Raw genomic sequence first — 21,450 nt, 5'->3', positions numbered from 1 at the left:
GATGAGTGAGGATGCCGTTCTCGAGACGACTCTCGAGACGCCGCTGACGGAGCGCGTCGAGGCGATCCTGCTGATCGTCGACGAGCCGATCGCCCTGGTAGCGCTCGCCGCCGCCGTGCATGCGCCCGTGCCGGCGGTGCGGCAGGTGCTCGAGACGCTTGCCGAGGACTACGACGGACGGGGCCCGGGGCCGCGGCGCGGCTTCGAGCTGCGCGAGGTCGGCGGAGGTTGGCGGCTGTACGTGCGCGAGGACCACGACGACCTGGTGGCGGACTTCGTGGGCGGGCAGGCGCCCGCCCGCCTGTCGCAGGCCGCGCTGGAGACGCTCGCGGTCATCGCGTACAAGCAGCCGGTCACTCGTGGGCAGGTCGCATCGATCCGGGCCGTGAACGTGGACTCGGTCGTTCGCACGCTGCTGTCGCGCGGCCTCATCACCGAGCTGTTCGCCGACGCCGAGACCGGCGCGATCAACTACGGCACGACCGACCAGCTGCTGGAGCACCTGGGGATCAACTCGATCGACGAGCTGCCCCCGATCTCTCCGCTGCTGGAAGACGGTGCCGAGGGCTTCGATGAGGGAGTGATCCGATGAGTGATCCGATGGGTGGTCCGCAGAAACCGGATGCCGGCGGCGTGCGCCTGCAGAAGGCGCTGGGGAACGCCGGCGTGGCCTCGCGCCGGGTGATCGAGCAGTACATCGTCGAGGGCCGGATCCGGGTCAACGGCGAGACGGTCACGGAGCTGGGCAGGCGCATCGATCCCGAGACCGACCTCATCGACGTCGACGGGACGGCCGTGCAGCTCGACGTCTCGAAGCGCTACGTCATGCTCAACAAGCCCACCGGCATCGTGAGCACCATGCGCGATGAGAAGGGACGCCCGGACCTGCGCCGCTTCACGAAGGAGTGGGAGGAGCGGCTCTACAACGTGGGCCGGCTGGATGCGGAGACCAGCGGCCTGCTCATCCTCACCAACGACGGCGATCTCGCGCACGTGCTCGCGCACCCCTCGTTCGGGGTCACCAAGGTCTACATCGCGAAGGTCTCGGGCGCGGTGACGGCGCAGACCATCGCGAAACTGACCCGGGGCCTAGAGCTGGAGGACGGACCGATCCGGGCCGACAAGGCGCGGCTGCTGGACTCGTCGCGCGGATCGAGCCTGGTGGAGCTGACCCTGCATTCGGGACGCAACCGGATCGTCCGCCGGATGATGGCGGCGGTCGGGCATCCGGTCGAGGAACTGGTGCGCCGGCAGTTCGGCCCGCTGCACCTGGGAACTCTCCCGGTCGGGAGGGCACGCGAGCTGACTAAAATCGAACGCGGCGCACTGCTGACTCTCGCGCGCCAGGATTCCCCTGCCGCCGCGGGAGACGATGACCCGCAGGAGACCGAGTGAGCGATTCCACCACCGCACGCGTTGCGCGCGTGACCGGGACCGTGCGCATCGTCGGCGCGGGGCTGCTCGGGTCCAGCATCGGGCACGCACTGCGGGTGAAGGACGTCGACGTCGTCCTCGCGGATGCCTCGCCCTCGCAGCTGCGGCTCGCGATCGACTACGGGGCCGGCCGCGCCGCCCGTCCCGAGGACCGCCCGCGCCTGGTCGTCGTCGCCGTGCCGCCGGATGTGACGGCCGACGTCATCCAGGCCGAGCTGAAGGCCTTCCCCGACGCGGTGGTCACCGATGTGGCGAGCGTGAAGCTGCAGCCCTTCGACGAACTGCGCCGTCGCGGCATGGACCTCACCCGTTACATCGGCTCGCATCCTCTCGCCGGCCGTGAGCGCGGCGGGGCGATCTCCGCCCGCGCCGACCTGTTCGTGGGGCGGCCGTGGGTGGTGTGCCGCGACGACGAGACCCGCGCCGCCGATCTCGCGCTCGTGGAGGCGCTGGCGCTGGACGTGGGCGCGATGCCGCTGGAGATGACCCCGCAGGAGCACGATCGCTCGGTCGCGCTGACCTCGCACGTGCCGCAGGTCGTGGCGAGCCTGCTGGCCGCGCGCCTGGCGGCCGCCGACGAGGATGCTCTGCAGCTGGCCGGCCAGGGCGTGCGCGACACGACGCGAATCGCCGCCTCCGCGCCCGAGCTGTGGGTGCAGATCCTCAGCGCCAACGCCGCGCCGGTCGTCGAGGTGCTCGACGCCCTGGCATCCGATCTGCGTACGGTCTCCGACGCCCTGCGCACCCCGGACGCGCCGGGAGCGCGCCGGGCGGTGGCGGATGCCATCAGACAGGGCAACGAGGGCGTGGATCGTCTTCCGGGCAAGCACGGTCAGAACCGGCGGTTCGAGCAGCTCGTCGTCATGGTCGACGACACCCCGGGACAGCTCGCCCGCCTGTTCGGCGAGCTGGGCGAGCTGGGCGTCAACGTCGAGGACCTGCGCCTGGAGCACTCTCCGGGCGCGCAGTTCGGCCTCGCCGACATCAGCGTGGCACCGCCCGCGCTGCGCGGCGCCGTCGAAGGACTGGAAGCACGAGGCTGGCGGATTGCGGGGAACACCAATGACTGAGGCGCGCAAGTTCATCGCGATCGACGGGCCGGCCGGATCCGGCAAGTCGAGCGTCTCGAAGGAGATCGCACGCCGACGGGGCTACGGCTACCTCGACACGGGTGCGGCTTACCGCGCGCTCGCGTGGCACGTGCTCGAGCGCGGAGCCGACACGGCCGACGCCGATGCGGTGCGCGACGCGGCATCCGACTTCCCGCTGGACCTGCGGCTGGACCCCGACGACCGGCGCGTGCTGGTCGGCGACGTCGAGGTGACCGACGCGATCCGCGACCCCCGGGTCTCGGGCGCGGTCAGCGGCGTGGCACGCGTGCCGGAGGTGCGCGCGCAGGTCAACGAGATGTTCCGCCGGATGGTCGCGGAGGCGGACCGTCCGGCCGTCGTCGTGGAGGGCCGTGACATCACCACCGTCGTCGCGCCGGACGCACCCGTGCGCATCCTGCTGACCGCCGCACCCGAGGTGCGTGCGGCGCGCAGAGCCGGCGAACTGGCCGGACAGGACGCGGCCGCCGTCGCCGAGGCGCTGCACAAGCGGGACGCCTCGGACAGCAACGTCGTCGACTTCCTCAACGCCGCGCCCGGGGTCGACGTCGTCGACTCGACCCACCTTGATTTCATGCAGACCATCGACGCCGTGCTCGCCGTGATCCAGCGCCGCCGCGATGCAGAGAAGGAGCCCACCCATGGCTGATGAAGAGTACGTCGGCGGACCCGACGACCTCGCCGAGAAGATGGCCGACATCGACGAGCAGCTCGCCGAGCAGCGCGCCGACCTCATGCGCGCCACCCTCGCCGACTACGACCTCGACGAGGACGACGCCCACCTGCTCGAGGGCGTCACCCGCGGAGAGGACGGCATCGAGTACATGCCGGCGCTGCCGGTGGTCGCGATCGTCGGACGCCCGAACGTGGGCAAGTCCGCGCTGGTGAACCGCATCCTCGGCCGCCGCGAGGCCGTCGTCGAGGACACGCCCGGCGTGACCCGCGACCGCGTGACGTACAAGGCCGAGTGGATGGACCGCCGGTTCTCGCTCGTGGACACCGGAGGGTGGGAGCCGGATGCCAAGGGCATCGACCGCTCGGTGGCGGCCCAGGCCGAGGTCGCGATCGACCTCGCCGACATGGTGCTCTTCGTGGTCGACGCGAAGGTCGGTGCGACGTCGACCGACGAGTACGTGGTGAAGCTGCTGCGCAAGAGCGGCAAGCCGGTGTTCCTCGTCGCGAACAAGATCGACGACCCGCGCCAGGAGCCCGAGGCGGCGGCTCTGTGGAACCTCGGTCTCGGCGAGCCCCACCCCGTCTCGGCGATCCACGGCCGCGGCGTCGCCGACCTGCTCGACCTCGTCATGGAGAAGCTGCCGGACGTGTCGGCGGTCGCCAAGGCCGAGATCGGCGGGCCGCGTCGGGTCGCGATCCTCGGGCGCCCGAACGTGGGGAAGTCCTCGCTGCTGAACAAGGCGGCCAAGGAGGAGCGCGTCGTCGTCAACGACCTGGCCGGCACGACCCGCGACCCGGTGGACGAGATCGTCGAGCTGGGCGGCAAGATGTGGCGCCTGGTCGACACGGCGGGCATCCGCCGCCGGGTGCACCTGCAGCAGGGCGCCGACTTCTACGCGTCGCTGCGCACCTCCGCCGCGCTGGAGAAGGCCGAGGTCGCCATCGTCGTGCTCGACGTGAGCCAGTCGATCAGCGTGCAGGACCTGAACATCATCGACATGGTGCTGGAGTCGGGGCGCGCGCTCGTGCTCGCGTTCAACAAGTGGGACCGGCTGTCGGACGACGACCTGGAGAACGCCGACCGGCGCCGCTACCTCGAGCGCGAGATCGAGCAGGACCTCGCGCACGTGGCCTGGGCGCCGCGGGTGAACATCTCGGCGAAGACCGGCTGGCACTTCGACAAGCTGGTGCCCGCGCTGGAGCGCGCGCTGGAGAACTGGGACCGGCGCATCCCGACCGGCAAGTTCAACGCGTTCCTCACCGAGCTCGTGGCGGCGCACCCGCACCCGCTTCGCGGCGGCAAGCAGCCGCGCGTGCTGTTCGGCACGCAGGCATCGACGCGCCCGCCGACATTCGTGCTCTTCACGACGGGCTTCCTCGACCCCGGGTACCGCCGGTTCATCCAGCGACGCCTGCGCGAGCTGTACGCGTTCGAGGGAACGCCGATCGTGATCAACATGCGGGTCAGGGAGCGGCGGCAGCGCTAGCGTCCGGCGGCTCCTCCCGGGGATAATGGGGAGCGGATGCCGCAACTCCGCGGCATCCGCTGCACTGCCCACAAGGCCCGCGTGATGGAGACTGCGATGACGCACACCCTGCCCCTGCCCGAGTTCACCCACGAGCGTGTGGAGGTGATCACCGGACGGCGCAGCGGTCTGTTCATCGCCGTGGCGCTGCATTCCTCGGTGCTCGGTTCCGCCCTCGGTGGCGCGCGGCTGTGGACCTACCCGGACTGGAGCGACGCGCTCGGCGACGCGCTGCGTCTCTCGGCGGCGATGACGTTGAAGAACGCGGCGGCGGGTCTCGATGCGGGCGGCGGCAAGTCGGTCATCCGGCTGGAGCCGGGACAGACGCTGGATGCCGACCGCCGGCGGGCCGCGTTCCTCGATCTGGGTGACGCCGTCGAGCTGCTGGACGGGCTGTACCGCACGGCGGAGGACGTCGGGTCGACGACCGACGACATGCTGACCGTGAGCGAGCGCACCGCGCACGTCGTGGGGCTGCCCTCGACGGTCGGCGGCTCGGGTGAGCCGGCGGGCCCCACGAGTCTGGGCGTGTACGCGTCGCTGCAGGCGGTGCTGGAGCGCGTGGCGGGCGGTGCGTCCGCCGAGGGGCGGCGGATCACCATCTCGGGCCTGGGTCAGGTCGGCGGGCGTCTCGCGGCGCGGCTCGCGGAGCAGGGCGCGCAGCTGACGGTCACGGACATCAATCCGGCACGGCGCTCCTTCGCGGATGAGATCGGGGCGACCTGGGTCGAGCCCGGCACCGAGCACCTCGTCGGCGGTGATGTGTTCGTGCCGGCGGGCATCGGCGGCGTGCTGACGGAGGAGGTCATCGACGCGCTCGATGTGAAGGCGGTCTGCGGGCCGGCGAACAACCCCTTGGCGTCGCGTGCCGGAGCGGAGCGTCTTGCCGGGCGCGGCATCCTGTACGCGCCCGACTTCGTCGTCAACGCGGGCGGGGTCATCTATCTGGATCTCGAGGCGAAGCAGATCGGCACGAGCGAGGAGATCATGGCCCGGGTGTCGGCGATCGGCGACACGGTTCGCACGATTCTCGACGATGCGCAGGAGCGGGGGATCACTCCGCTGCAGGCGGCCGAGGAGCTCGCTGCGTCGCGGCTGCGGGCCGGTGCCGAGGTGGGCGTCCGGTAACGCGCCGACTCCTCCCGGCGCGGCGCGACACCGCGGCGGCGCGGCTGTGAAAGGCTGGACGGGTGAGCATCGTCCCTCCCGCGCCCGGTGAGCCGCGTCGTCCCGACGGGCCGCGCGACAGCGGCGACGCGTGGGTCGTCGCCGAGACGGGGGAGCGGTACTGGGGACGTTACGGCGCGGCGGGACTGCTCGTGGTGGATGCGGAACGCGGGGTGCTGCTGCAGCACCGTGTCGGCTGGAGTCACTTCGGCGGCACGTGGGGGCTGCCCGGCGGTGCGCTGCACGCGGGCGAATCGGCCCTGCGCGGCGCGCTGCGCGAGTCGCAGGAGGAGGCGGGCATTCCGGACGGCGCCGTGCGCGCCCGGTTCGCGAGCGTGCTCGACCTGGGCATCTGGTCGTACACGACGGTGGTCGCCGATGTGCGGGAGGCGTTCGAGCCGGTGATCAGCGACCCGGAGAGTCTGGCGCTGGAGTGGATGGCGGTGGACGAGGTGGATCAGCGGCCGCTGCACCCGGGGTTCGCGGCTGCGTGGCCGATGCTGAGGTCGTTGCTGACCGTGCGTCCTGTGGTCGTGGTGGATGCGGCCAACGTCGTGGGCTCGGTACCCGACGGGTGGTGGAAGGATCGCGCCGGGGCCGCGGGCCGACTGCGGGAGCGGCTTTCGGCGTGGGTGGCCGGGGGAGTCCCCGGTGACGCGCTGGGTCTCGGGGCCGACCGCTGGTACCCGCGCGTGTCGCTCGTCGTCGAGGGGGAGGCGCGGCGGATTGCGGATGCCGAGGCTGCCGTGGACGCTCCCGCCGCACTTTCTGCGCGCGACGACGTGGGTGTCGTGCGCGCGACGGGCTCGGGGGATGACGCGATCGTCGCCGAGGTTCGCCGTCTCGCCGCCACCGGTGCGGCGGTGACAGCGGTCACCAGTGATCGCGGCCTGCGCCTTCGCCTGCAGGAGCTGAGCGCACGGGTGGAATCGGCGGGCTGGCTGCTGTCGCACCTCGACGGGGCAGCCGCGAACGGCTGATCGGAGCACCGCGGCAGGACAGAGAGCGTGTCGCTGCCGGTCGTCAGAACGGGGCCTCGCCCGGATCGGGAGGACCGGACGGCACGAACATCACCCGGCGCGGTGGCGGGTCGGCGTAGCATCGGCCGGACGGGCTGACCCATTCGACGCTGCGGTCGGGGAGTTGGCGGGCCGTCCAGCGGTGCGCGTCCGGCACGTCGGGATGTTTGAGCACGTGATGCGCGCGGCAGAAATGCGCGAGGTTGTCGACCGCTGTCGCGCCGCCGCGCGCGTGGTCGTGGTTGTGATCGATGTCGCAGCGATGGACGGGCTGCCGGCAGCCGGGGAACCGGCAGTGCTGATCGCGCGCCCGCAGGAACCGGCGCATCGGCTCGGTCGGCGTGTAGGTGTCGGTCTTCACGAGCATGCCGTCTGAATCGAGGAAGAGACGGGTCCAGCCGGTGCGCGCGCCGGCGAGTGCGCGGGCGACATCAGGATGCAGGGGGCCGTGCCCGTCGAGCTCGGCGGGAAGGTCGTCGGCACCCAGAAGCGTGGATGCCGAGACGGTGACCTGCACGGTGGCGTGGATGCCGCCCACCCCGTCGCCGTGAGCGGCGGAGGGGTCGGACGCCAGCAGCAGATCGGTGAGGAGGTCGGCGCGCACCTGATCCGTCGTCCGGCTGTCACCCGGGACATGGATGACGAGCGGACTGTCGGGACGCTGGCGCGGGTCGGTCGTGAGGTCGGGTTCGGGCGGGAGACCGAACGGGTGCGGCTCGAAGGGGTCCGTCGCGAACGTGCTGGTGCTGAAGATGGCCGTGGTGTCGGAGTCTGCTGTGCCGGAGGCGCCGGCGCGGGAGACGTCGGCGCGGGAGATTCCGGCCCGGGAGATTCCGGCCTGGGCATCCGTCGTGTCGAGATCCGTCGTGCCAGCATCCGTCCCGGCGGAGCCGGCTGACGAACTCGTCGCCCACTCGTCCCAGGCGGTGCGGGCCGCCCACTCGACGTCGTCGAGCTCGGTCGGAGGCAGCGCCGGTTCCCGGTCTTCGGGATGGCGCGCGAGGTGACGGGCCATCCGCGTGAGCCGGTCGTGGATCGCGACGGCGAGGTGTTCGGGGAGCACCGCCTGAAGAAGCGCCAGACCGTCGCCGATGGAGCGCACGGTGACCGCGCGGTCGGCTGCCGCCCTCGCGTGCTGCTCGACCACCGTCGTTCCCGCCAGCGCCGCCGCGACCTGACGGGCGTGGGCTCTGGTGCGCGCCGGCGTGTCGCGCTCGGCGACCTCGAGAACGGCCGCCTCGAACAGATCGAGTGTGTCGGAGCTCACCTCGCCCGCCCGGATCGCGTCGCGCACCGGCTGGGCCTCGCGCAGGATCTCACGCACATGCGCCGGCGTGACACCGCCGCGGGCGTGCGACTCGCGCAGCGCGGGGAACTCGTCGTGCAAGAGCCGGGCATCCGCGAAGGCGAACTCCATCGACCCTCTGGAGATGCGACCAGCGGCGGAGTACTCCGCGATCATGGAACGCTCGATGACGTCGCGGTGCCGGGGAGCGACGGCGATCTCGTCTTCGAGAAGAGCCCAGCGCCGCACGAGCAGAGCGCTCGCCTCGGACTGCAGCGCGGCGATCTCCCGCTGCCGCTCGCGCCACTGATCGAGCAGCGCGAGCCGCTGTTCGATCAGTGCGGGGACCTCGGTGGACATGCATCCAGTTTAGAACAAAGTTTCGATAAAAGGAAGGGGTGTGAAGAAGTCAGTCGTCCTGATCCCGGCCGCGCAGACGGTCGATCTCACGGCGCTCGCGCTTGGTCGGCCGGCCTGCACCGCGATCGCGGACGGCGAGCATCGCGACCGGGTCGCGCGGTGGCGTCCGGTCCTCATAGGCGGTCGCGGCGACCGGCGCGCCGACGCGCTTGGTGAGCGTCTGGCGGACGACGAGGATGCGGTCGAAGCCGGAGATGCGCACGCGCACCTCGTCGCCGATCCGGACGTTCTGGGCCGCCTTGATGCGGTCGCCGTTCACCCGCACGTGCCCCGCCCGGCAGGCGGTCGTCGCCGCCGATCGGGTCTTGTAGACGCGGATCGCCCACAGCCAGCTGTCGATGCGGGCGGTGCCCGTGGCATCCGTCATCGGCCTGTGCGCCTTCCGAGTGCGCGCAGCACTCCCCAGACGATCAGACCCTGTCCGATCGTGTAGGTGAGCATGACCGCCGGGCTCGTCCAGTCGGGCAGGCCGTCAGGCAGGAAGAGGCGGAGGGCCAGGATGGAGTCGCTGGCGAGGAAGAAGGCGCCGCCGACGGCGACGATCGGATGGCTCCGCGCGGCGGTGGCGGCGGTGCCCGCCAGCACCAGTCCGTAGGCGGCGACGGCGAAGATGAGCCCGCCGGTGTGCGGGCCGAGGAAGAGCATCATCCCCACCCACCAGGCGACGTAAACGAGTGCCCACCACGGCATCCGCCGCATCCGCGCGAACCGCAGGAACAGAACGATGTACCCGATGTGGGCGACGCCGAAGAAGAGCAGCATGAGCGGCAGCTCCGGGCCGCCGGGGAAGAACGCACCCGCGCCGTCGCCCAGCCAGGAGAAGAGCAGAGCGCCGAGGAGCAGCGCGACGATCGTGCGCGGACGGAGTCGCGGAGCAGCGGCCAGCACCGGGATCGCCAGCAGCGGCATGAGAGTCAGCTTGGTGGGCGCGGCGATCGGGCTGTCCGAGGCGAGCGCCCAGACGTGGACGACGGCGAGGACGATGTAGGGCACCCACGCGATCGCATCGAGCGGTCGGATGCCCTGACGGGCCGTTCCGCTAGGACGCTGAGGGGTGGACGACGCCGCGCTCACGACTCGACCGTCACCTCGGCGACGGTGTCGTCGTCCGCCAGGTGCGCGGCCGGCCAGTATCCCTCGGGGAAGTGCTCGCCGCAGGCATCCGTGAAGTGCAGCACGATCCGCCCGTCGTCGGCGGCTTCGATCGCCTCGAGGCGCAGGTCGGCTGCGGCCTCATCGAGTTCGTGCTGCTCCGGCTCGACATCGCTGAAGCGCGTGACGATGGCATCCGAGGCGGTGCGCCGGATGCCGGCGAGAGCGGCGACCACTGCGCGCAGGCGCGGAAGACGCGCTTCGACCGCCTCGGGATCGGTGCCGTCGATCATCAGCTCGATCTCGGCGTCGCGGTCGGTGATGCGGCCGGCGTACCAGTCATGCGCGGCGACGGTGCCGTCTTCGAAGGTGCTCTCGGCGCGGACGAGGTGCCCGAGAGCAGGGTCGTCGATGGGCGGATGCTGTGCGCTCATGGCTTCACGCTAGCGCGGCGGCCTGCTTCAGGTCGCGTACCACGAGCACGCGTCCCCGGGTGAGCATCCCGGTCTGGCGGAATCCCTGGGCGAGGAAGGTGGACAGGGCGCCGTGGAAGAGGTCGTTGGAGCGATGCGTGCCCTCGGAAGTGTCGACCGGGTAGGCCTCGATCAGTCGGGCCCCTGACTCGCGTGCGTGGTCGACGGCGGCGCGCAGCAGCCCGGCGTTGAGGCCCTTGCCGCGGCGCACGACGAAGCAGGTCACCGACCAGATGCTCGGGTCATCGAGCGGTTCGCTCGTGGCGGCGACGATGGCTCTCGTGCGCAGGATGCGGGTCTGCGCGGTGCGCGGGCCGACGCGGATCCAGCCGGCGGCCTCACCGTCGATGTAGGCGATCAGCCCGGGCGGAGGGCCCGCCGAGACCTCGTCGTGCAACATCCGCCGTCGCTGCTCGACCGTCGTCGCGTTCCAGTCCTTGTTGCTGACGACCGGCCAGATGCACTGACAGCTGCGTCCGTCTCCGCCCCCGGAGAGGGAGTGCTGCACGTCGTCCCAGCGGCCGATCGTCGCACGTTCCGTTGTGATGGTGGACATGAGGGCACGGTACGCGGGGCAGCCGACATCGGCAACGGATGAGTGCGCCACGCCCGGCATCAGCGGTTCGCGATGGCCGATTCCGTCGGCTAGGATAGTGGAGTTGCCCGCGCGAGAGCGCGGACCGCCACGGGCTGTGGCGCAGCTTGGTAGCGCACTTGACTGGGGGTCAAGTGCGGTAGCGGCTGTTTCAGCTCGAAAAGTGAACAACGGGATGTGGCGCAGCTTGGTAGCGCACCTGACTGGGGGTCAGGGGGTCGCAGGTTCAAATCCTGTCATCCCGACAGAAAAAGCCTGATGGAATGGCATTTACGAGTGTCCGATTTCCGCGAGTTTATGTCGGACGAAGATCTATCCTGTGGTCCCGATTTGTGCTTCCTATGTTACGGGATGTCGGACCTCACGGAACTCACGTGGTCCCAACATGTTCCCAAATCCCTGACCCTTACGAATCAAAGTCAAGTGGTGTAAAGGCTCGCTCCGCTCCATCTGAGATGCTGGTTCGTCCGGTCCGCGGCGAGCGCGAGCTCGGTGGTGTCGGTGTACACCTAGCTCTTGGTTGTCTCGATCGAGGCGTGCCCGAGGAGGTCGGTGACGATGTCGAGGGGTACGTCGCCGGAATCAGAGGACCTCGACACCCCGGGCGGGCATTGACCCAAGGGTGAGACGACTGCGGTTGGGGCCGATTCTGCGTTGCTTGCAGCCCGGAAGCACACCCGACACCGGCTGTCGTATCGCAATGCGCGGTCGGTAGATGAGACTTCGCTAATGTACGGATCATGACCCGAATCGAAGGGGAGTCGGCTCAGGCCAAGGGCGCGGACGGTGCCCAGCGCGCGAAGCGGTGGCTGGAGTCAACCACGCGCGTCAACGCGCAGTGGGTAAATCCCAACCCTCCCGCCGTCGCGAAGCTGACCTTCGCGTGGCCTCACGGTGGGCAGAACTTCTCGTTCGACCTCGGCGGCACGCTCAAGTACGGCGACTACGACGGCCACGAATTCTTCGCTGAGTCGAAGAACTACGCCGAGCCCAGTGACCTGCCGAAGCACTACTCGAAGTTTCTCGCGCAGTGCTACGTCGCTTACGACAAGATGCCTTCCCGGGCTGACCACTTCATGTGGATCGCGTGGAGCCCTCACTCCATCACGGACTGGCCGAAGCTGACCACGGCGGACTACGTTCGTGCCCACGTCCTCAAGCACCGCGAGAGGGTGTTCGGGACCGACGACGAGGCGGAAGCCGCAGCCCTCGTGGACGAAGACGTGGTGTCGGCAGTGGCGAGCAGACTGTGGCTTGTCATCCTCTCGACGAAGCAGGAGACGCTGGTCATCTCGAAGGAGCACCGGAGCGTCATCGAGGCTTACGAGACCAGGAAGGGGGAGTGATGGCTGACGTATCCGCCTTCGCCGCCCTCATTCACGACGGCCTGTTCGACCCTTCACCCAGCGAGTCCATCCTCCGGGTCAAGGATGCAGTGGCTAAGGAGCTGACTGCGCTCGACTCGACCGCCCGGGTGAAGCGAACAGACTACTTCAACCACACCTTCGCGCCCGACTTCGTCATGACGTGGCCGGATGCAAGCTCGCGCCGGGTGTACCTGCGCATGGCCTATGACCTCGATGCGCTTGTGGATGACGTCGCGCTCATCGACTCCACCGATCCGCTCATCTTCGGTCTAACGCCCGCAGAGTCCGTCGAGGTCAAGCCCCATGTGGACGCGGTGATCGGGGGCAGCGATGCGATGTTCACCGAGCCCGCCGCGCTGGAGAGGCTGATCGACCGGAAGAAGGACGACTCGACCGCCAACATGCTCAGCAATGCCTTGGCACAGGGTGGGCGGGGCTCGTTCGTCGGTGATGAGGCAGTCGAACTTGCTGACGTGGTTCAGCGTGGGTTCGTCGCAGCCGCCGAGGTCGAGTCGAGCGGAACAGCCGAGGCCGTGCAGACCATCAGTAACCGGTTACAGGGGCAGCAGGCGTGGCGTATGAACCGCGTGCTCCAGGCGGTCTGGGAGGGGAGCGAGGGGTCTCTCTCGACCTTCCCCGGCAAGGCGGACGTGTCCGGGCGGCTGAATACCGAGTCGCTGAGCTACCTCGTCAAGTACATGCGCACCGATGACCGCGACTTCTGGCGACGAGTGGGGCGCGGGCTCACGTTGGCCGACCTGGAGAGCCTCGACTTCGCGGCAGCACAGGCCAACATCGAGAGCCTCATCCAAGCCAATCTCGATGTCATTTCCGCGCGAGCCACCGTCGTCAAGCCGGACCCGCTCGGGCTCGATGAGGCTGCCGCCGGGGCACGCTTTCGCTGGAACAAGCGCGGTAATCACATCACGTTCGAGGCACCGAAGCTGTTCGCGGTGCTCGGGAGCGCGAAGACGGACCTCCGCGACGTGGATGAGGAAGCAGCGGCGGCGGTGTCCGTGGACGCGTTCATCGACCGCGCGAGGAGTACCGACTTGGTGGAAGTGACCATCCACTCCGGTCCTGACCACATCAGTGTCAAGAACGACGAGGGCGCGATCAGCACGGAGCGTCTGCGCGGCGTGTCCGCGACGTTTGGCGGCTCAGCAGAGGTGGCCCAGGCGATCGCGGGTTCGCGAACCGGGCGCGTGACCGTCGACCTGCCCGAGCGGTCGGGGACCGGCAAGACGCAGAGCAAGGTGCGCATGGCCGACCTGCTCATGACGACGATCCCGCTCGTGGTCGATGTGCCCGACGACGTGCGTGAAGGCATCGAAGAGTTCCTGCAATACGAGGTAGACAACGGCCAACCCCAGCTCGACATGTTCGCGCTGGAAGCGGGCGAGGCGCGCGACGGGATGCCTATGCTTCTGCCGGGCAATCCGGCGGACGATCTGCCCCCGTTCCTCGCGCTCGAAGCCTTCACCGAGGACGTGACCGAGATCAACGGGGATTCGCCAGCGTCGGATTAGTTACCAGCGAGGGCGGGTGTCCTGACTGGAAGCCACTAGGCGCGCTTGATGACCATCATCAGCCGGTTGAGCGAGCACGCCGCGGCCTGCCGAACACTGCGACGTGGCTACGGCGCGCTCCGCGACCATCAGCCGCGTAGCTCGGGACTGCCGAGATGCTGGTTCGTCCGTTCCGCGGCGAGCGTGAGCTCGGTGGTGTCGGTGTGTAAGTAGCTCTTGGTTGTCTCGATCGAGGCGTGTCCGAGGACGTCACGGACGATGTGAAGCGGGACGCCGGCGTTCGCGAACCAAGTGGCTCCGGCGTGCCTGAGGTCATGTCGTCGCAGACCGGGGTGGCCGAGGCTTTGCACCAGATTGGTCCAGTCCGTTGCTCGCGAAAGCGTCCCGGTGGTGAGGACCCCGCCCCGGGGTCCTCGGAGCAGCGGCTGATCATGTTCGCGGTCCTCAGTAATGCGTTTGAGTACAGGCTCCAACGGCTGGAGGATCGGTACCCTGCGTGCTTGTCTGCTCTTGGTGGGCTTGAGGCACAACCCGTTCGAACCGGGGAAGTGCTGCCGTGCGATGGTGACGAGGCGATTGTCCCAATCGATGTCGCTGACGACCAGACCGGCGACCTCGGACACCCGCGCCGCGAGAAGAGCGGAGAGGAGGACAAAGTCTCCATAAGCCGCGTGAACACGACGGCACGCGTCCGCAAGGCTCTGGACCTCGCCGAGAGTCGGAATCTTGCGCGCGAGATCGGCTGTTGACGACCGCCTCCGTCGTCTCGCGCGTGTCCGCGCGGCGTTGGCGGCGATGATCTCATCTCGCACCGCCTCGTCGAGCACTCGTGTGAGGGCTGACACCGTGTTCTTCAGCGTCGACGGCGAGCAGTCGCCTTCCCACCGGTCGATCGTCTTATCGATGACGGCAGTGCTGATCGACCGCACGGCCAGGTGCCCCAGTGCAGGAAGCACGCGGACGCGGATGCTGCCGCGATATGCGCTTGCGGTCGACGACGGATCGAGTCCTCGAAGATATCGGTCCCCGATTTCGACGATGTAGTCGGCGAGCGAGATCAGCGGGTCGGTCGCGATGTGCGTTCGTGACTCGAGCTGTTCCAGGAATGTCCTGGCTTCTCCCTCCCGATCGAACGTGGCTGAGTAACTGCGCCGCTCGCGCGAGAGGGGATCGGTCCATCGGATGCGAGCACGGAACCGGCCACGGCGATTCGCGATGTCGTGAGTGAGGCGTACCCCGATGGGCGGGATCTGAGCGTGATTGGTGTTCATTTGCTCGACGCTGGCAGAGCGCATCGGGTAATGATCGCGATGTCGGATGCTCGGCGGCTGGTGCGCCGGGCTCGGCGAATGAACCGGTGGCGGCCGCGCTTACGCGCCTCGGATCCGGCAGCTGCGAGCCGTTCAGCTCGGCGAGCTGCGTATCACGGCGAGGTGCACTGCGGAGATGCGAACGCCACGTCGCGACACGCCAACGCATCGCTAACTCTCCGCCGGTCTGCCCCGACTACATTTTGAAGCGACGACCATCGGCGCTGATGGAAGGTGAAGAGATGGGTGCAAGGGGCGAGGAGCCTGCGCGTGGCTGACCCCTCTTACGACTGGGCGGCTCTGTATCAGAAGCATCGCAACGCGATGTACGGGGTCGCCTATGAAGTGCTGCGCGGAAGCGGACGAGTTGATCTGGCCGATGACGCGGTTCAGGAAGCGATGGTGTCCCTCATGAAGGCGCCGCCGCCGGAGCCGCCTCGCAGCTGGGAGGCACTGTTCGTGGTGACAGCGAAGCGCCGAGCGCTTGACATTGTTGGCTCGGCCGCCATGAAGAAGGGCGCCGAGTTCTCCGAGGAGTACGTCCCAGCTGCGAGACCGCCGGACGATGACGACGCGCTGGAGCGTCTCGAGAAGATGGCACGCGCGAGGCCGGTGATCGCGGGTCTCGATGCGCAGGAGCACGTTGTCCTGGCGCAGTACATCGTTCGGGATCGTCCGAGGGGCGACGTCGCTGCCGAGCTCGGCGTCACTCCGGGTCGCGTCTGCCAGATCAGTACGAGAGTCTTGTCAAAGATCAACGCAGCCGTGGAGGAAGGAGGGTGACCATGCACTCGGAAGACCGAGACCAGGAACTCGCGGACATTCTTGACGCGCGGGCAGGTCGGTCGGCGCTTGCCGCGGGCGCGGATGTGAATCGCCCCGAACTTCGCAAGCTGCTCGAGGCCGCTGATCTCACGTGGGTCAGTCAACAGACCGCTCCACCGCTTACTGATGATCCGGTCGCTGCAATGCTCGGCCTCGTGCCCGACTCGGAGCTGGAGCTCGACGGGAAGGCGCTGTCCAATGCCCGGAAACGTTCGGGTCTGACCGTGAGCGCATTGGCGAAGCGACTTTCCGATCGAGGGTGGGAGGTGACGGGTAGAGACATCTTTGCCTGGGAAAGCGGCAAGAACCTGCCACGTGTCCCTGCCCTGATCAACGCGCTTGCAGAGGAGGCCGGCGCGGACGCCGACCGGTTGCGACGTCCGTCTGGAACGGATCCAGAGCGCGCCCGGTTGGCGGCCGTCGTGGGATCCGAGACCTTCAAAGCGCTTGCGCAGCGTTGGGCGCGTCTTCAGGGAACGACCATCGCATTGGCGTCTTCCGCGCTCGAGTCGAGAATGCTGGTCGCCGTGCATCGCGGTGGCGCACCTGAGTCAGAAGTTCTGCTTGAGTCACTTGAAGCGTTGGTGGACTCCGTCGAAGGCACCAAGGGCTCATGAAGCTTGGGCCGTGGATCGAGCGCGCCGTCAAGATTATCGATCCCGGGGTTCAGGAGCTGTTCGTCCTTGACCCGCTCGACGCGCTCACCAGCGGTATGCGGCTGACGGTGCGCGCAGTGGACTCGCTTTCCACCAGCCGTGGCGATGGCGGCTTCTGCGATGGGATGTCGTTTCTCGAAGACGGCGTCATCCTGTACGCACCCACGCCAAACAGCCGGCGTCAGAACTTCACCCTCGCGCATGAGCTCGGTCACTGGGTGGTCGAGCAAGATCAAGGCCTGTTCGACTGGATCGCTGATCAAGCGGATCCGCCCGCCCTGCTTGAAACGGTGTGCGACCATATCGCGCAACGCCTTCTGCTACCCGACGCTCTCACCAGCGAGATCATCGGGGCGGATCTTGTCCGCGCGCAGCACGTGCACGACCTATTCGACAACAGCCAGGCCAGCTATCAAGCCTGCGCGATCGCGATCTCACGACGCATCCGTGGACTTGGCGCCGTCGTGCTCATCGACCGTTTCGACGGTCAGGTCGCGCACGCGAGCATACAGCCGGAGCCTGATGATGGATGGCCCGTCGTCTGTCCATGGCGCGGACAGACCCTTCAGGACGCCCACGCCCTCCGGCAGATCGATCCGGGAGCGGCGTTCACGCGTCGGATCACCTGGCGCGACTCATGGGGGAGGACCGCCGACTTCTACGCCGACGCCCTCGCCGACGACCGGCGAATCATCGCGGTGCTAGCCGGGCACGATATCTGGAAGGTCGACCCCGGCTACATGATTCAGCCGCGCGAGTTCGACACGCGCCCCCTCCTGACGATTTTCTGCTGCGGTCAGAGCCGAACGTTCCGCGGCTACCCCTGCCCCGCGTGCGGCAATGGTTTCTGCCCAGTCTGCAAGAACTGTCAGTGCGACCGAGCAGCCAAGACTGAGGAAGCCTGCACGGGTTGCTACATGCTCTTCCAGCGCCACCTGCTCGTCGATGGGCTCTGTGAAAGCTGCCGCTAACTCGATCGTCTGCTGCTCCGACTACTTGGTGAGGGGCTGACCGTCAGCCCCGGAGACGGAGCCGGAAATGGCGAAGAACACGGGACGCGGCCACCGCGTCGGGGCAGTCAAGGGGCGCAGCGAGTTCCAGGTCGGTAACACCTGGTTCAAGCGCGACGCCTCGACGGGCCGCATCATGAACGGCAGCCCCAACCAGCACAAGGGCGTCCGCAACGAGAAGTGATCGAAGCAGAGCCGACCCAATGCTGGCTCCGCTCGTCACCGCTTCATCTCACCCTCATCAAGAAAGCAAGGAATCATGGCAGATCGACGAGTAACCCATTCACGCAAGAACCGCGACGGTGACATCACCGCCATCGGGACGCCCAGCCAGTACTGGTCGCCGCGTGCGAAGGCAGACGCCATCAGCGACATCGAGCTCCGCATCCACACGTACTACGTGCAGTGGCCCGAGAAGCGCACGGAGATCCGCGTCGTGAACGGCACGACCGGCAAGTACCTCCGCACCGATCGCGACAACACGACCCGCAACAACCTGGACGACCTCCCGGACCTGTGACTGCGACGCCGAACAGGCGAAGGACCGCCCCGCCTGTGCGGGCGGTCCTTCACTTGTTGGGTGGCCGGGCGGCGAGCGTTACGCTGTCTTCACTTTCGTCGGCGCACGCAGCACGACACCAGCTTTCCAGATGGTCATTCGCATCGTCTCCTGATTTTCGTCGAGTCGTTTGGCGACTTGCGAGAGAGACAGCCCCGCCTCGTAGAGGTAGGGGCCACGCAAGTCGACGTAGAAGACGCAACGCGCTACCTACCCCGTCCGCGGTTGAATTGTCCTCGTGACTGAATCTGCGCCCACACCCCAGCCCGACGGCCTCGACGTGTACGTCATCACCTACGACGAGGAGGGGCACGAGGAGCGGCTCCTCCCATCGGAAGTGACGGACGCTGTCGTGGAACGGTCGAGGGATTTCGGTATCAACAAGGGGTCCTGGACGATCGACCGCATTAAGCACGGGCCGTTGATCGCCGCAGAGTCGCAGCTCCGGCTCGTGAACGTCGGTAGCCTTGCGCGAGCTATCGCCGGCAACTATTACGGCACCGCGCTCATCGTAGATCAGACACCTCCTCCGATCGACGAGGACGTCTACGACATCGACCGTCGCTACGACGTGGACGTCGTGGACGACGTATTGGTGGCCGTGGTCACTCAGCGGCATCCGGCTCAACCTGCCGAGACGGAGGCGGAGATCGCGGCCAGGCTGGCGCGTATCGCCGCCGCGTACGGGTGCCGGATTGTCGGAGTGAGCTTCGCCCTTCCTGGGGGCGGGACCCCGGAGGAAATGTTGTCCCATTGGCCCGAAGGCGAAGAGTGGTCCGAACGTTTCCGCGCGGAGACCATCGAAACTCTGGCTGGCATGGCGCACGACGTCAAGGTTTCCATCGCTACCGACGACAACGTCACCATGGCGACGTTGATGGACGGCGCCGCGGCAATGGCTGACTATCTCAGCGCAACACAGACGGGCCCCCTCGACGCTGCCGGGGTGCTCAATCTGCTGCGGGGCGGCCACTTCAACCTGCTCATCGGCGAGGCAGAGTCCGGCTACCTCGAGGTCAAGACCCAGATGCACCCCATCTCGGCGCCTGGTGACACGGGCAAGAAGGCGAAGGTCGAGCTTGCGCAGGACGTTGCCAGATTTGCCAACGGAGACGTCGATGCCGTCCTCGTCATTGGCTACAAGGAGGCACCTGGTGGGGCCAACACGATCGGGAGTCTCACCCCGGTCGCAGATTCCATTCTGAACACCGCGCAGATTCACGAGCTGCTCGACGCCCGCATCGTTCCACCCGTCGATGGGTTAATCATCGAGAAGTTCGTGGTGACCGCGACCGACAGCGTGCTCGCGATCTATGTTCCGAAACAACCGAGCGAGATGCAGCCCTACCTGGTTCACGGGGCAATCGCGGAAGGCAAAGTGGAAGGTGCGTTCTTTAGCATCGTGCGGCGCCGCGGCGAAGGATCGATCACGACTTCTGCCCAGCAGATCCACGCGTACATCGTTGCGGGGAAGCGGTACCTCCGTGGGAACGACTAATCGGCGCGCAGTCCGATGAACTCGGGAGCTGCCGTTCGCGTGCCCAAACACCCGAGCAACGGTGTCTGACCGGTGCTCTACCGTCTACCACTGAGAGAGTGGAGCGTCAGTGGCAAACAATGGCATTCCGTCAGGGCGGGTGATATCGGCGGATGAGCAGGGCATCGAGGCAGCCTTCAGAAGCATGGCCTCGACGATTGCCGGTCTGCGTCCGGGGGAGACGCTGCTCGACTTCGCCGCTCGGGGGCCGGACGTCATTCGAGAGACCTCGCTGCGATACGCGCGGCCGTCGAACAGGCCGATGCATTCGATGTCATCGAGCTGATGCGACTCCGAGAGACTCCGCTTGTGCTCGACGGGTACCGCGAGAGCCTCGCAGATCATGGGCCCGCGGCAGAACCGAGCAAGAAGCTCCTCTGGGCGGCTAGACGATCCCCAGGGCGGCCCTGCACGACACCTGCGAGGGATGCGTCTGGCTGTTGGCTGGAGCGCTGCAAGGCTTCGCAGACCGCCAATACGACGCTGTCACCGCCACGTACCTTTGTTTGTGTGAGCGGGGCAAGCTGCGGCTTTCGGGTTGTCGACTCGAGCCCGGTATGCCCGCCAAGCGCCGGGACCTGCTCGGGACCTGATGCATGCAATTCATGCAAGTCATGACGTGAAACGGCGCCGTCTGAGGGGCAGAGATGCCCGGAAAATCAAGGAATCGGGTCGAACCGTCTACCTGGGGGTCAAGGGGTCGCAGGTTCAAATCCTGTCAGCCCGACCGAAAAGCCCAGGTGAGAGAATTTTTCTTTCCTGGGCTTCGTCGTTTCTGTTGTCCTTTCGGAGGGGTTTATGGAGGCATCCGACCGCGGGTGCTGATGCCTTCCGGGACGCGTCGATTGCGGCCGTTGCGACGAGTCGGGACCTGGCCGGGACCTGACGCCCGTTCTTGGTCTTCGATCTGTAGCCTTTTCATCGCCGAGGTGCCGTCGTTCGACTGGACGTGGCGGGGCTGTCGCGGTCGGGGGTCTCGTGTCCGTCGAGGAACGCGTTGGCGCGTGCGGCGGCGTCGGTGAGGTGCCTGGCGTCGCGGTGGAGGTAGCCGCGGGTAGTCTCGATCGATTTGTGGCCGAGGATGCTTGGAGGACATGGAGCGGGATGCCTGCGTCGGCGAGCCAGGTCGCTTCGGTGTGGCGGAGCCCGTGCCGGGTAAGGCTCGTTAGCTCGAGTTCGGTGACGAGCTGGTTCCACTTGGTCGCATCCCGCACGGACGCTATGGTGAGCACGCCACCTCGAGGACCAGTCAGTAGCCGCTCGTCGGGTTCACGGTCGGGGGGTGAGGCGTTCCAGGACGCATCGCCCGTCCGTACCGTCATCGACCTGAATCAGCGACGCAATCTCGCATCGTCGCCTTCGAAGAATCGCAGCGCTGGAGCAGAAGAATTCTTCATCTTTAGTTTCCCCCAGCCGTCCAACCTCTTAGCAACTAACGACGCGCGACACTGGTGGACACAGCACATCGCGCCCGGGCTACGAACGCCAGTACTCGATGTAATGATGCGCTATTCAGGAGGCTGTTTTCCAGTATGGTTCCAGCAACTCGCGCCACCAGGCTCGTTCAGTGAGGGGGTAGCCGAGACCCCGAAGTTCCGCTGCAAGCCGTCGAAATTCTTGATCAAGATCCTCGCGGTCCTGCCTTCGCTCGAACAGGGCAGCCTCGTAGTCCCATGAAGCGTCGAACCGTTCACCCCACTGGGTCAATCGCGTGACGAGTTCGGCAGGTAGCACCTCACGGATGTCCGGCTCGTCGTCATCGCCGTACTGCTCTAGCGGGAAGCCGTGATCCCAGCTAAAAACCATACTTTCGAACATGCGCTCAACCTAGCAGCGACGACTCACGGGTGCTCGGGATCGCA

The 21,450-nt window shown here is 67.5% G+C and carries 22 protein-coding genes and 1 tRNA gene; 16 read left to right on the top strand and 7 right to left on the bottom strand.

What is annotated here, in order from left to right; translation table 11 throughout:
- Position 1 precedes the first annotated feature (1 nt).
- From scpB to ACFWHT_RS09835, 7 genes are all read left to right on the top strand, one after another.
- Positions 2-592, top strand: coding sequence for an SMC-Scp complex subunit ScpB (gene scpB / locus ACFWHT_RS09865; RefSeq protein ID WP_378827803.1), 591 nt, complete (start codon positions 2-4; stop codon positions 590-592).
- Complete coding sequence (locus ACFWHT_RS09860; RefSeq protein ID WP_378827801.1) at positions 589-1,395, top strand: pseudouridine synthase; 807 nt, start codon at positions 589-591, stop codon at positions 1,393-1,395. The genes scpB and ACFWHT_RS09860 overlap by 4 nt, the downstream gene beginning before the upstream one ends.
- Positions 1,392-2,504: a prephenate dehydrogenase gene (locus ACFWHT_RS09855; RefSeq protein WP_378827799.1), complete on the top strand. Its 1,113-nt coding sequence runs from the start codon at positions 1,392-1,394 to the stop codon at positions 2,502-2,504. The genes ACFWHT_RS09860 and ACFWHT_RS09855 overlap by 4 nt, the downstream gene beginning before the upstream one ends.
- The gene (gene cmk, locus ACFWHT_RS09850; protein WP_378827797.1) at positions 2,497-3,192 is read left to right on the top strand and encodes a (d)CMP kinase; all 696 of its coding nucleotides are present in this window, start codon (positions 2,497-2,499) and stop codon (positions 3,190-3,192) included. The genes ACFWHT_RS09855 and cmk overlap by 8 nt, the downstream gene beginning before the upstream one ends.
- A complete protein-coding gene (gene der, locus ACFWHT_RS09845; protein ID WP_378827796.1) occupies positions 3,185-4,705 on the top strand; it encodes a ribosome biogenesis GTPase Der in 1,521 nt (506 codons plus the stop codon). The genes cmk and der overlap by 8 nt, the downstream gene beginning before the upstream one ends.
- Before the next feature lie 96 nt (positions 4,706-4,801).
- Positions 4,802-5,872: a Glu/Leu/Phe/Val dehydrogenase dimerization domain-containing protein gene (locus ACFWHT_RS09840; RefSeq protein WP_378827795.1), complete on the top strand. Its 1,071-nt coding sequence runs from the start codon at positions 4,802-4,804 to the stop codon at positions 5,870-5,872.
- Between the two features lie 62 nt (positions 5,873-5,934).
- Positions 5,935-6,891, top strand: coding sequence for an NUDIX domain-containing protein (locus ACFWHT_RS09835; RefSeq protein ID WP_378827794.1), 957 nt, complete (start codon positions 5,935-5,937; stop codon positions 6,889-6,891).
- Positions 6,892-6,934: 43 nt separating this feature from the next.
- On the opposite strand, the gene ACFWHT_RS09830 is transcribed toward ACFWHT_RS09835, so the two are convergent.
- From ACFWHT_RS09830 to ACFWHT_RS09810, 5 genes are read right to left on the bottom strand one after another with little or no spacing between them, the layout of a single operon-like run.
- Complete coding sequence (locus ACFWHT_RS09830) at positions 6,935-8,575, bottom strand: DUF222 domain-containing protein (protein WP_378827792.1); 1,641 nt, start codon at positions 8,573-8,575, stop codon at positions 6,935-6,937.
- Positions 8,576-8,624: 49 nt separating this feature from the next.
- Positions 8,625-9,002 carry an RNA-binding S4 domain-containing protein gene (locus tag ACFWHT_RS09825; protein ID WP_378827790.1) on the bottom strand — a complete coding sequence of 126 codons (378 nt, stop codon included), beginning with the start codon at positions 9,000-9,002 and terminating at the stop codon, positions 8,625-8,627.
- Complete coding sequence (locus ACFWHT_RS09820) at positions 8,999-9,709, bottom strand: lysoplasmalogenase (RefSeq protein ID WP_378827788.1); 711 nt, start codon at positions 9,707-9,709, stop codon at positions 8,999-9,001. Before ACFWHT_RS09820 ends, ACFWHT_RS09825 begins: the two co-directional genes overlap by 4 nt.
- Positions 9,706-10,161: a hypothetical protein gene (locus ACFWHT_RS09815; RefSeq protein WP_378827787.1), complete on the bottom strand. Its 456-nt coding sequence runs from the start codon at positions 10,159-10,161 to the stop codon at positions 9,706-9,708. The genes ACFWHT_RS09820 and ACFWHT_RS09815 overlap by 4 nt, the downstream gene beginning before the upstream one ends.
- A gap of 4 nt (positions 10,162-10,165) precedes the next feature.
- On the bottom strand, positions 10,166-10,756 hold the full coding sequence (locus ACFWHT_RS09810) for a GNAT family N-acetyltransferase (protein ID WP_378827785.1): 591 nt from the start codon (positions 10,754-10,756) through the stop codon (positions 10,166-10,168).
- Between the two features lie 210 nt (positions 10,757-10,966).
- Here ACFWHT_RS09810 and ACFWHT_RS09805 point away from each other — a divergent pair.
- From ACFWHT_RS09805 to ACFWHT_RS09795, 3 genes are all read left to right on the top strand, one after another.
- Positions 10,967-11,040: transfer RNA gene (locus ACFWHT_RS09805), tRNA-Pro, on the top strand.
- Between the two features lie 495 nt (positions 11,041-11,535).
- A complete protein-coding gene (locus ACFWHT_RS09800; RefSeq protein WP_378827783.1) occupies positions 11,536-12,141 on the top strand; it encodes a hypothetical protein in 606 nt (201 codons plus the stop codon).
- Positions 12,141-13,691, top strand: coding sequence for a hypothetical protein (locus ACFWHT_RS09795; protein WP_378827781.1), 1,551 nt, complete (start codon positions 12,141-12,143; stop codon positions 13,689-13,691). Before ACFWHT_RS09800 ends, ACFWHT_RS09795 begins: the two co-directional genes overlap by 1 nt.
- Before the next feature lie 128 nt (positions 13,692-13,819).
- Here the strand turns inward: ACFWHT_RS09795 and ACFWHT_RS09790 are convergent, their stop codons facing one another.
- Positions 13,820-14,986 carry a tyrosine-type recombinase/integrase gene (locus ACFWHT_RS09790; RefSeq protein WP_378827778.1) on the bottom strand — a complete coding sequence of 389 codons (1,167 nt, stop codon included), beginning with the start codon at positions 14,984-14,986 and terminating at the stop codon, positions 13,820-13,822.
- 285 nt (positions 14,987-15,271) lie between these two features.
- Here ACFWHT_RS09790 and ACFWHT_RS09785 point away from each other — a divergent pair, with 285 nt between their 5' ends.
- From ACFWHT_RS09785 to ACFWHT_RS09760, 6 genes are all read left to right on the top strand, one after another.
- The gene (locus tag ACFWHT_RS09785) at positions 15,272-15,784 is read left to right on the top strand and encodes a sigma-70 family RNA polymerase sigma factor (RefSeq protein WP_378827776.1); all 513 of its coding nucleotides are present in this window, start codon (positions 15,272-15,274) and stop codon (positions 15,782-15,784) included.
- A 2-nt stretch (positions 15,785-15,786) separates the two neighbouring features.
- Entirely contained in the window at positions 15,787-16,443 is a 657-nt protein-coding gene (locus ACFWHT_RS09780; RefSeq protein ID WP_378827774.1) for a hypothetical protein, read from the top strand.
- Positions 16,440-17,453 (top strand): ImmA/IrrE family metallo-endopeptidase, encoded by a 1,014-nt coding sequence (locus ACFWHT_RS09775; protein WP_378827773.1) that lies wholly within the window; start codon positions 16,440-16,442, stop codon positions 17,451-17,453. Before ACFWHT_RS09780 ends, ACFWHT_RS09775 begins: the two co-directional genes overlap by 4 nt.
- 67 nt (positions 17,454-17,520) lie before the next feature.
- Entirely contained in the window at positions 17,521-17,676 is a 156-nt protein-coding gene (locus ACFWHT_RS09770; RefSeq protein ID WP_378827772.1) for a hypothetical protein, read from the top strand.
- 75 nt (positions 17,677-17,751) lie between these two features.
- Positions 17,752-18,012 (top strand): DUF3892 domain-containing protein, encoded by a 261-nt coding sequence (locus ACFWHT_RS09765; protein WP_378827771.1) that lies wholly within the window; start codon positions 17,752-17,754, stop codon positions 18,010-18,012.
- 277 nt (positions 18,013-18,289) lie between these two features.
- Entirely contained in the window at positions 18,290-19,549 is a 1,260-nt protein-coding gene (locus ACFWHT_RS09760; protein WP_378827768.1) for a hypothetical protein, read from the top strand.
- A 1,551-nt stretch (positions 19,550-21,100) separates the two neighbouring features.
- Here the strand turns inward: ACFWHT_RS09760 and ACFWHT_RS09755 are convergent.
- The gene (locus tag ACFWHT_RS09755; RefSeq protein WP_378827767.1) at positions 21,101-21,406 is read right to left on the bottom strand and encodes a hypothetical protein; all 306 of its coding nucleotides are present in this window, start codon (positions 21,404-21,406) and stop codon (positions 21,101-21,103) included.
- Positions 21,407-21,450 lie beyond the last annotated feature (44 nt).

The organism is Microbacterium sp. NPDC058342, from assembly GCF_042723935.1.
GTDB lineage: Bacteria > Actinomycetota > Actinomycetes > Actinomycetales > Microbacteriaceae > Microbacterium.
The sequence above is the reverse complement of the archived record's forward strand: the minus strand, read 5'-3'. Positions and strand labels throughout refer to the sequence as shown.

Coding starts and splice junctions, on each gene's coding strand:
- scpB (WP_378827803.1), top strand. CDS start 2: ATGAGTGAGGATGCCGTTCTCGAGACGACTCTCGAGACGCCGCTGACG.
- ACFWHT_RS09860 (WP_378827801.1), top strand. CDS start 589: ATGAGTGATCCGATGGGTGGTCCGCAGAAACCGGATGCCGGCGGCGTG.
- cmk (WP_378827797.1), top strand. CDS start 2,497: ATGACTGAGGCGCGCAAGTTCATCGCGATCGACGGGCCGGCCGGATCC.
- der (WP_378827796.1), top strand. CDS start 3,185: ATGGCTGATGAAGAGTACGTCGGCGGACCCGACGACCTCGCCGAGAAG.
- ACFWHT_RS09840 (WP_378827795.1), top strand. CDS start 4,802: ATGACGCACACCCTGCCCCTGCCCGAGTTCACCCACGAGCGTGTGGAG.
- ACFWHT_RS09830 (WP_378827792.1), bottom strand. CDS start 8,575: ATGTCCACCGAGGTCCCCGCACTGATCGAACAGCGGCTCGCGCTGCTC.
- ACFWHT_RS09825 (WP_378827790.1), bottom strand. CDS start 9,002: ATGACGGATGCCACGGGCACCGCCCGCATCGACAGCTGGCTGTGGGCG.
- ACFWHT_RS09815 (WP_378827787.1), bottom strand. CDS start 10,161: ATGAGCGCACAGCATCCGCCCATCGACGACCCTGCTCTCGGGCACCTC.
- ACFWHT_RS09810 (WP_378827785.1), bottom strand. CDS start 10,756: ATGTCCACCATCACAACGGAACGTGCGACGATCGGCCGCTGGGACGAC.
- ACFWHT_RS09800 (WP_378827783.1), top strand. CDS start 11,536: ATGACCCGAATCGAAGGGGAGTCGGCTCAGGCCAAGGGCGCGGACGGT.
- ACFWHT_RS09795 (WP_378827781.1), top strand. CDS start 12,141: ATGGCTGACGTATCCGCCTTCGCCGCCCTCATTCACGACGGCCTGTTC.
- ACFWHT_RS09790 (WP_378827778.1), bottom strand. CDS start 14,986: ATGCGCTCTGCCAGCGTCGAGCAAATGAACACCAATCACGCTCAGATC.
- ACFWHT_RS09780 (WP_378827774.1), top strand. CDS start 15,787: ATGCACTCGGAAGACCGAGACCAGGAACTCGCGGACATTCTTGACGCG.
- ACFWHT_RS09775 (WP_378827773.1), top strand. CDS start 16,440: ATGAAGCTTGGGCCGTGGATCGAGCGCGCCGTCAAGATTATCGATCCC.
- ACFWHT_RS09770 (WP_378827772.1), top strand. CDS start 17,521: ATGGCGAAGAACACGGGACGCGGCCACCGCGTCGGGGCAGTCAAGGGG.
- ACFWHT_RS09765 (WP_378827771.1), top strand. CDS start 17,752: ATGGCAGATCGACGAGTAACCCATTCACGCAAGAACCGCGACGGTGAC.
- ACFWHT_RS09755 (WP_378827767.1), bottom strand. CDS start 21,406: ATGTTCGAAAGTATGGTTTTTAGCTGGGATCACGGCTTCCCGCTAGAG.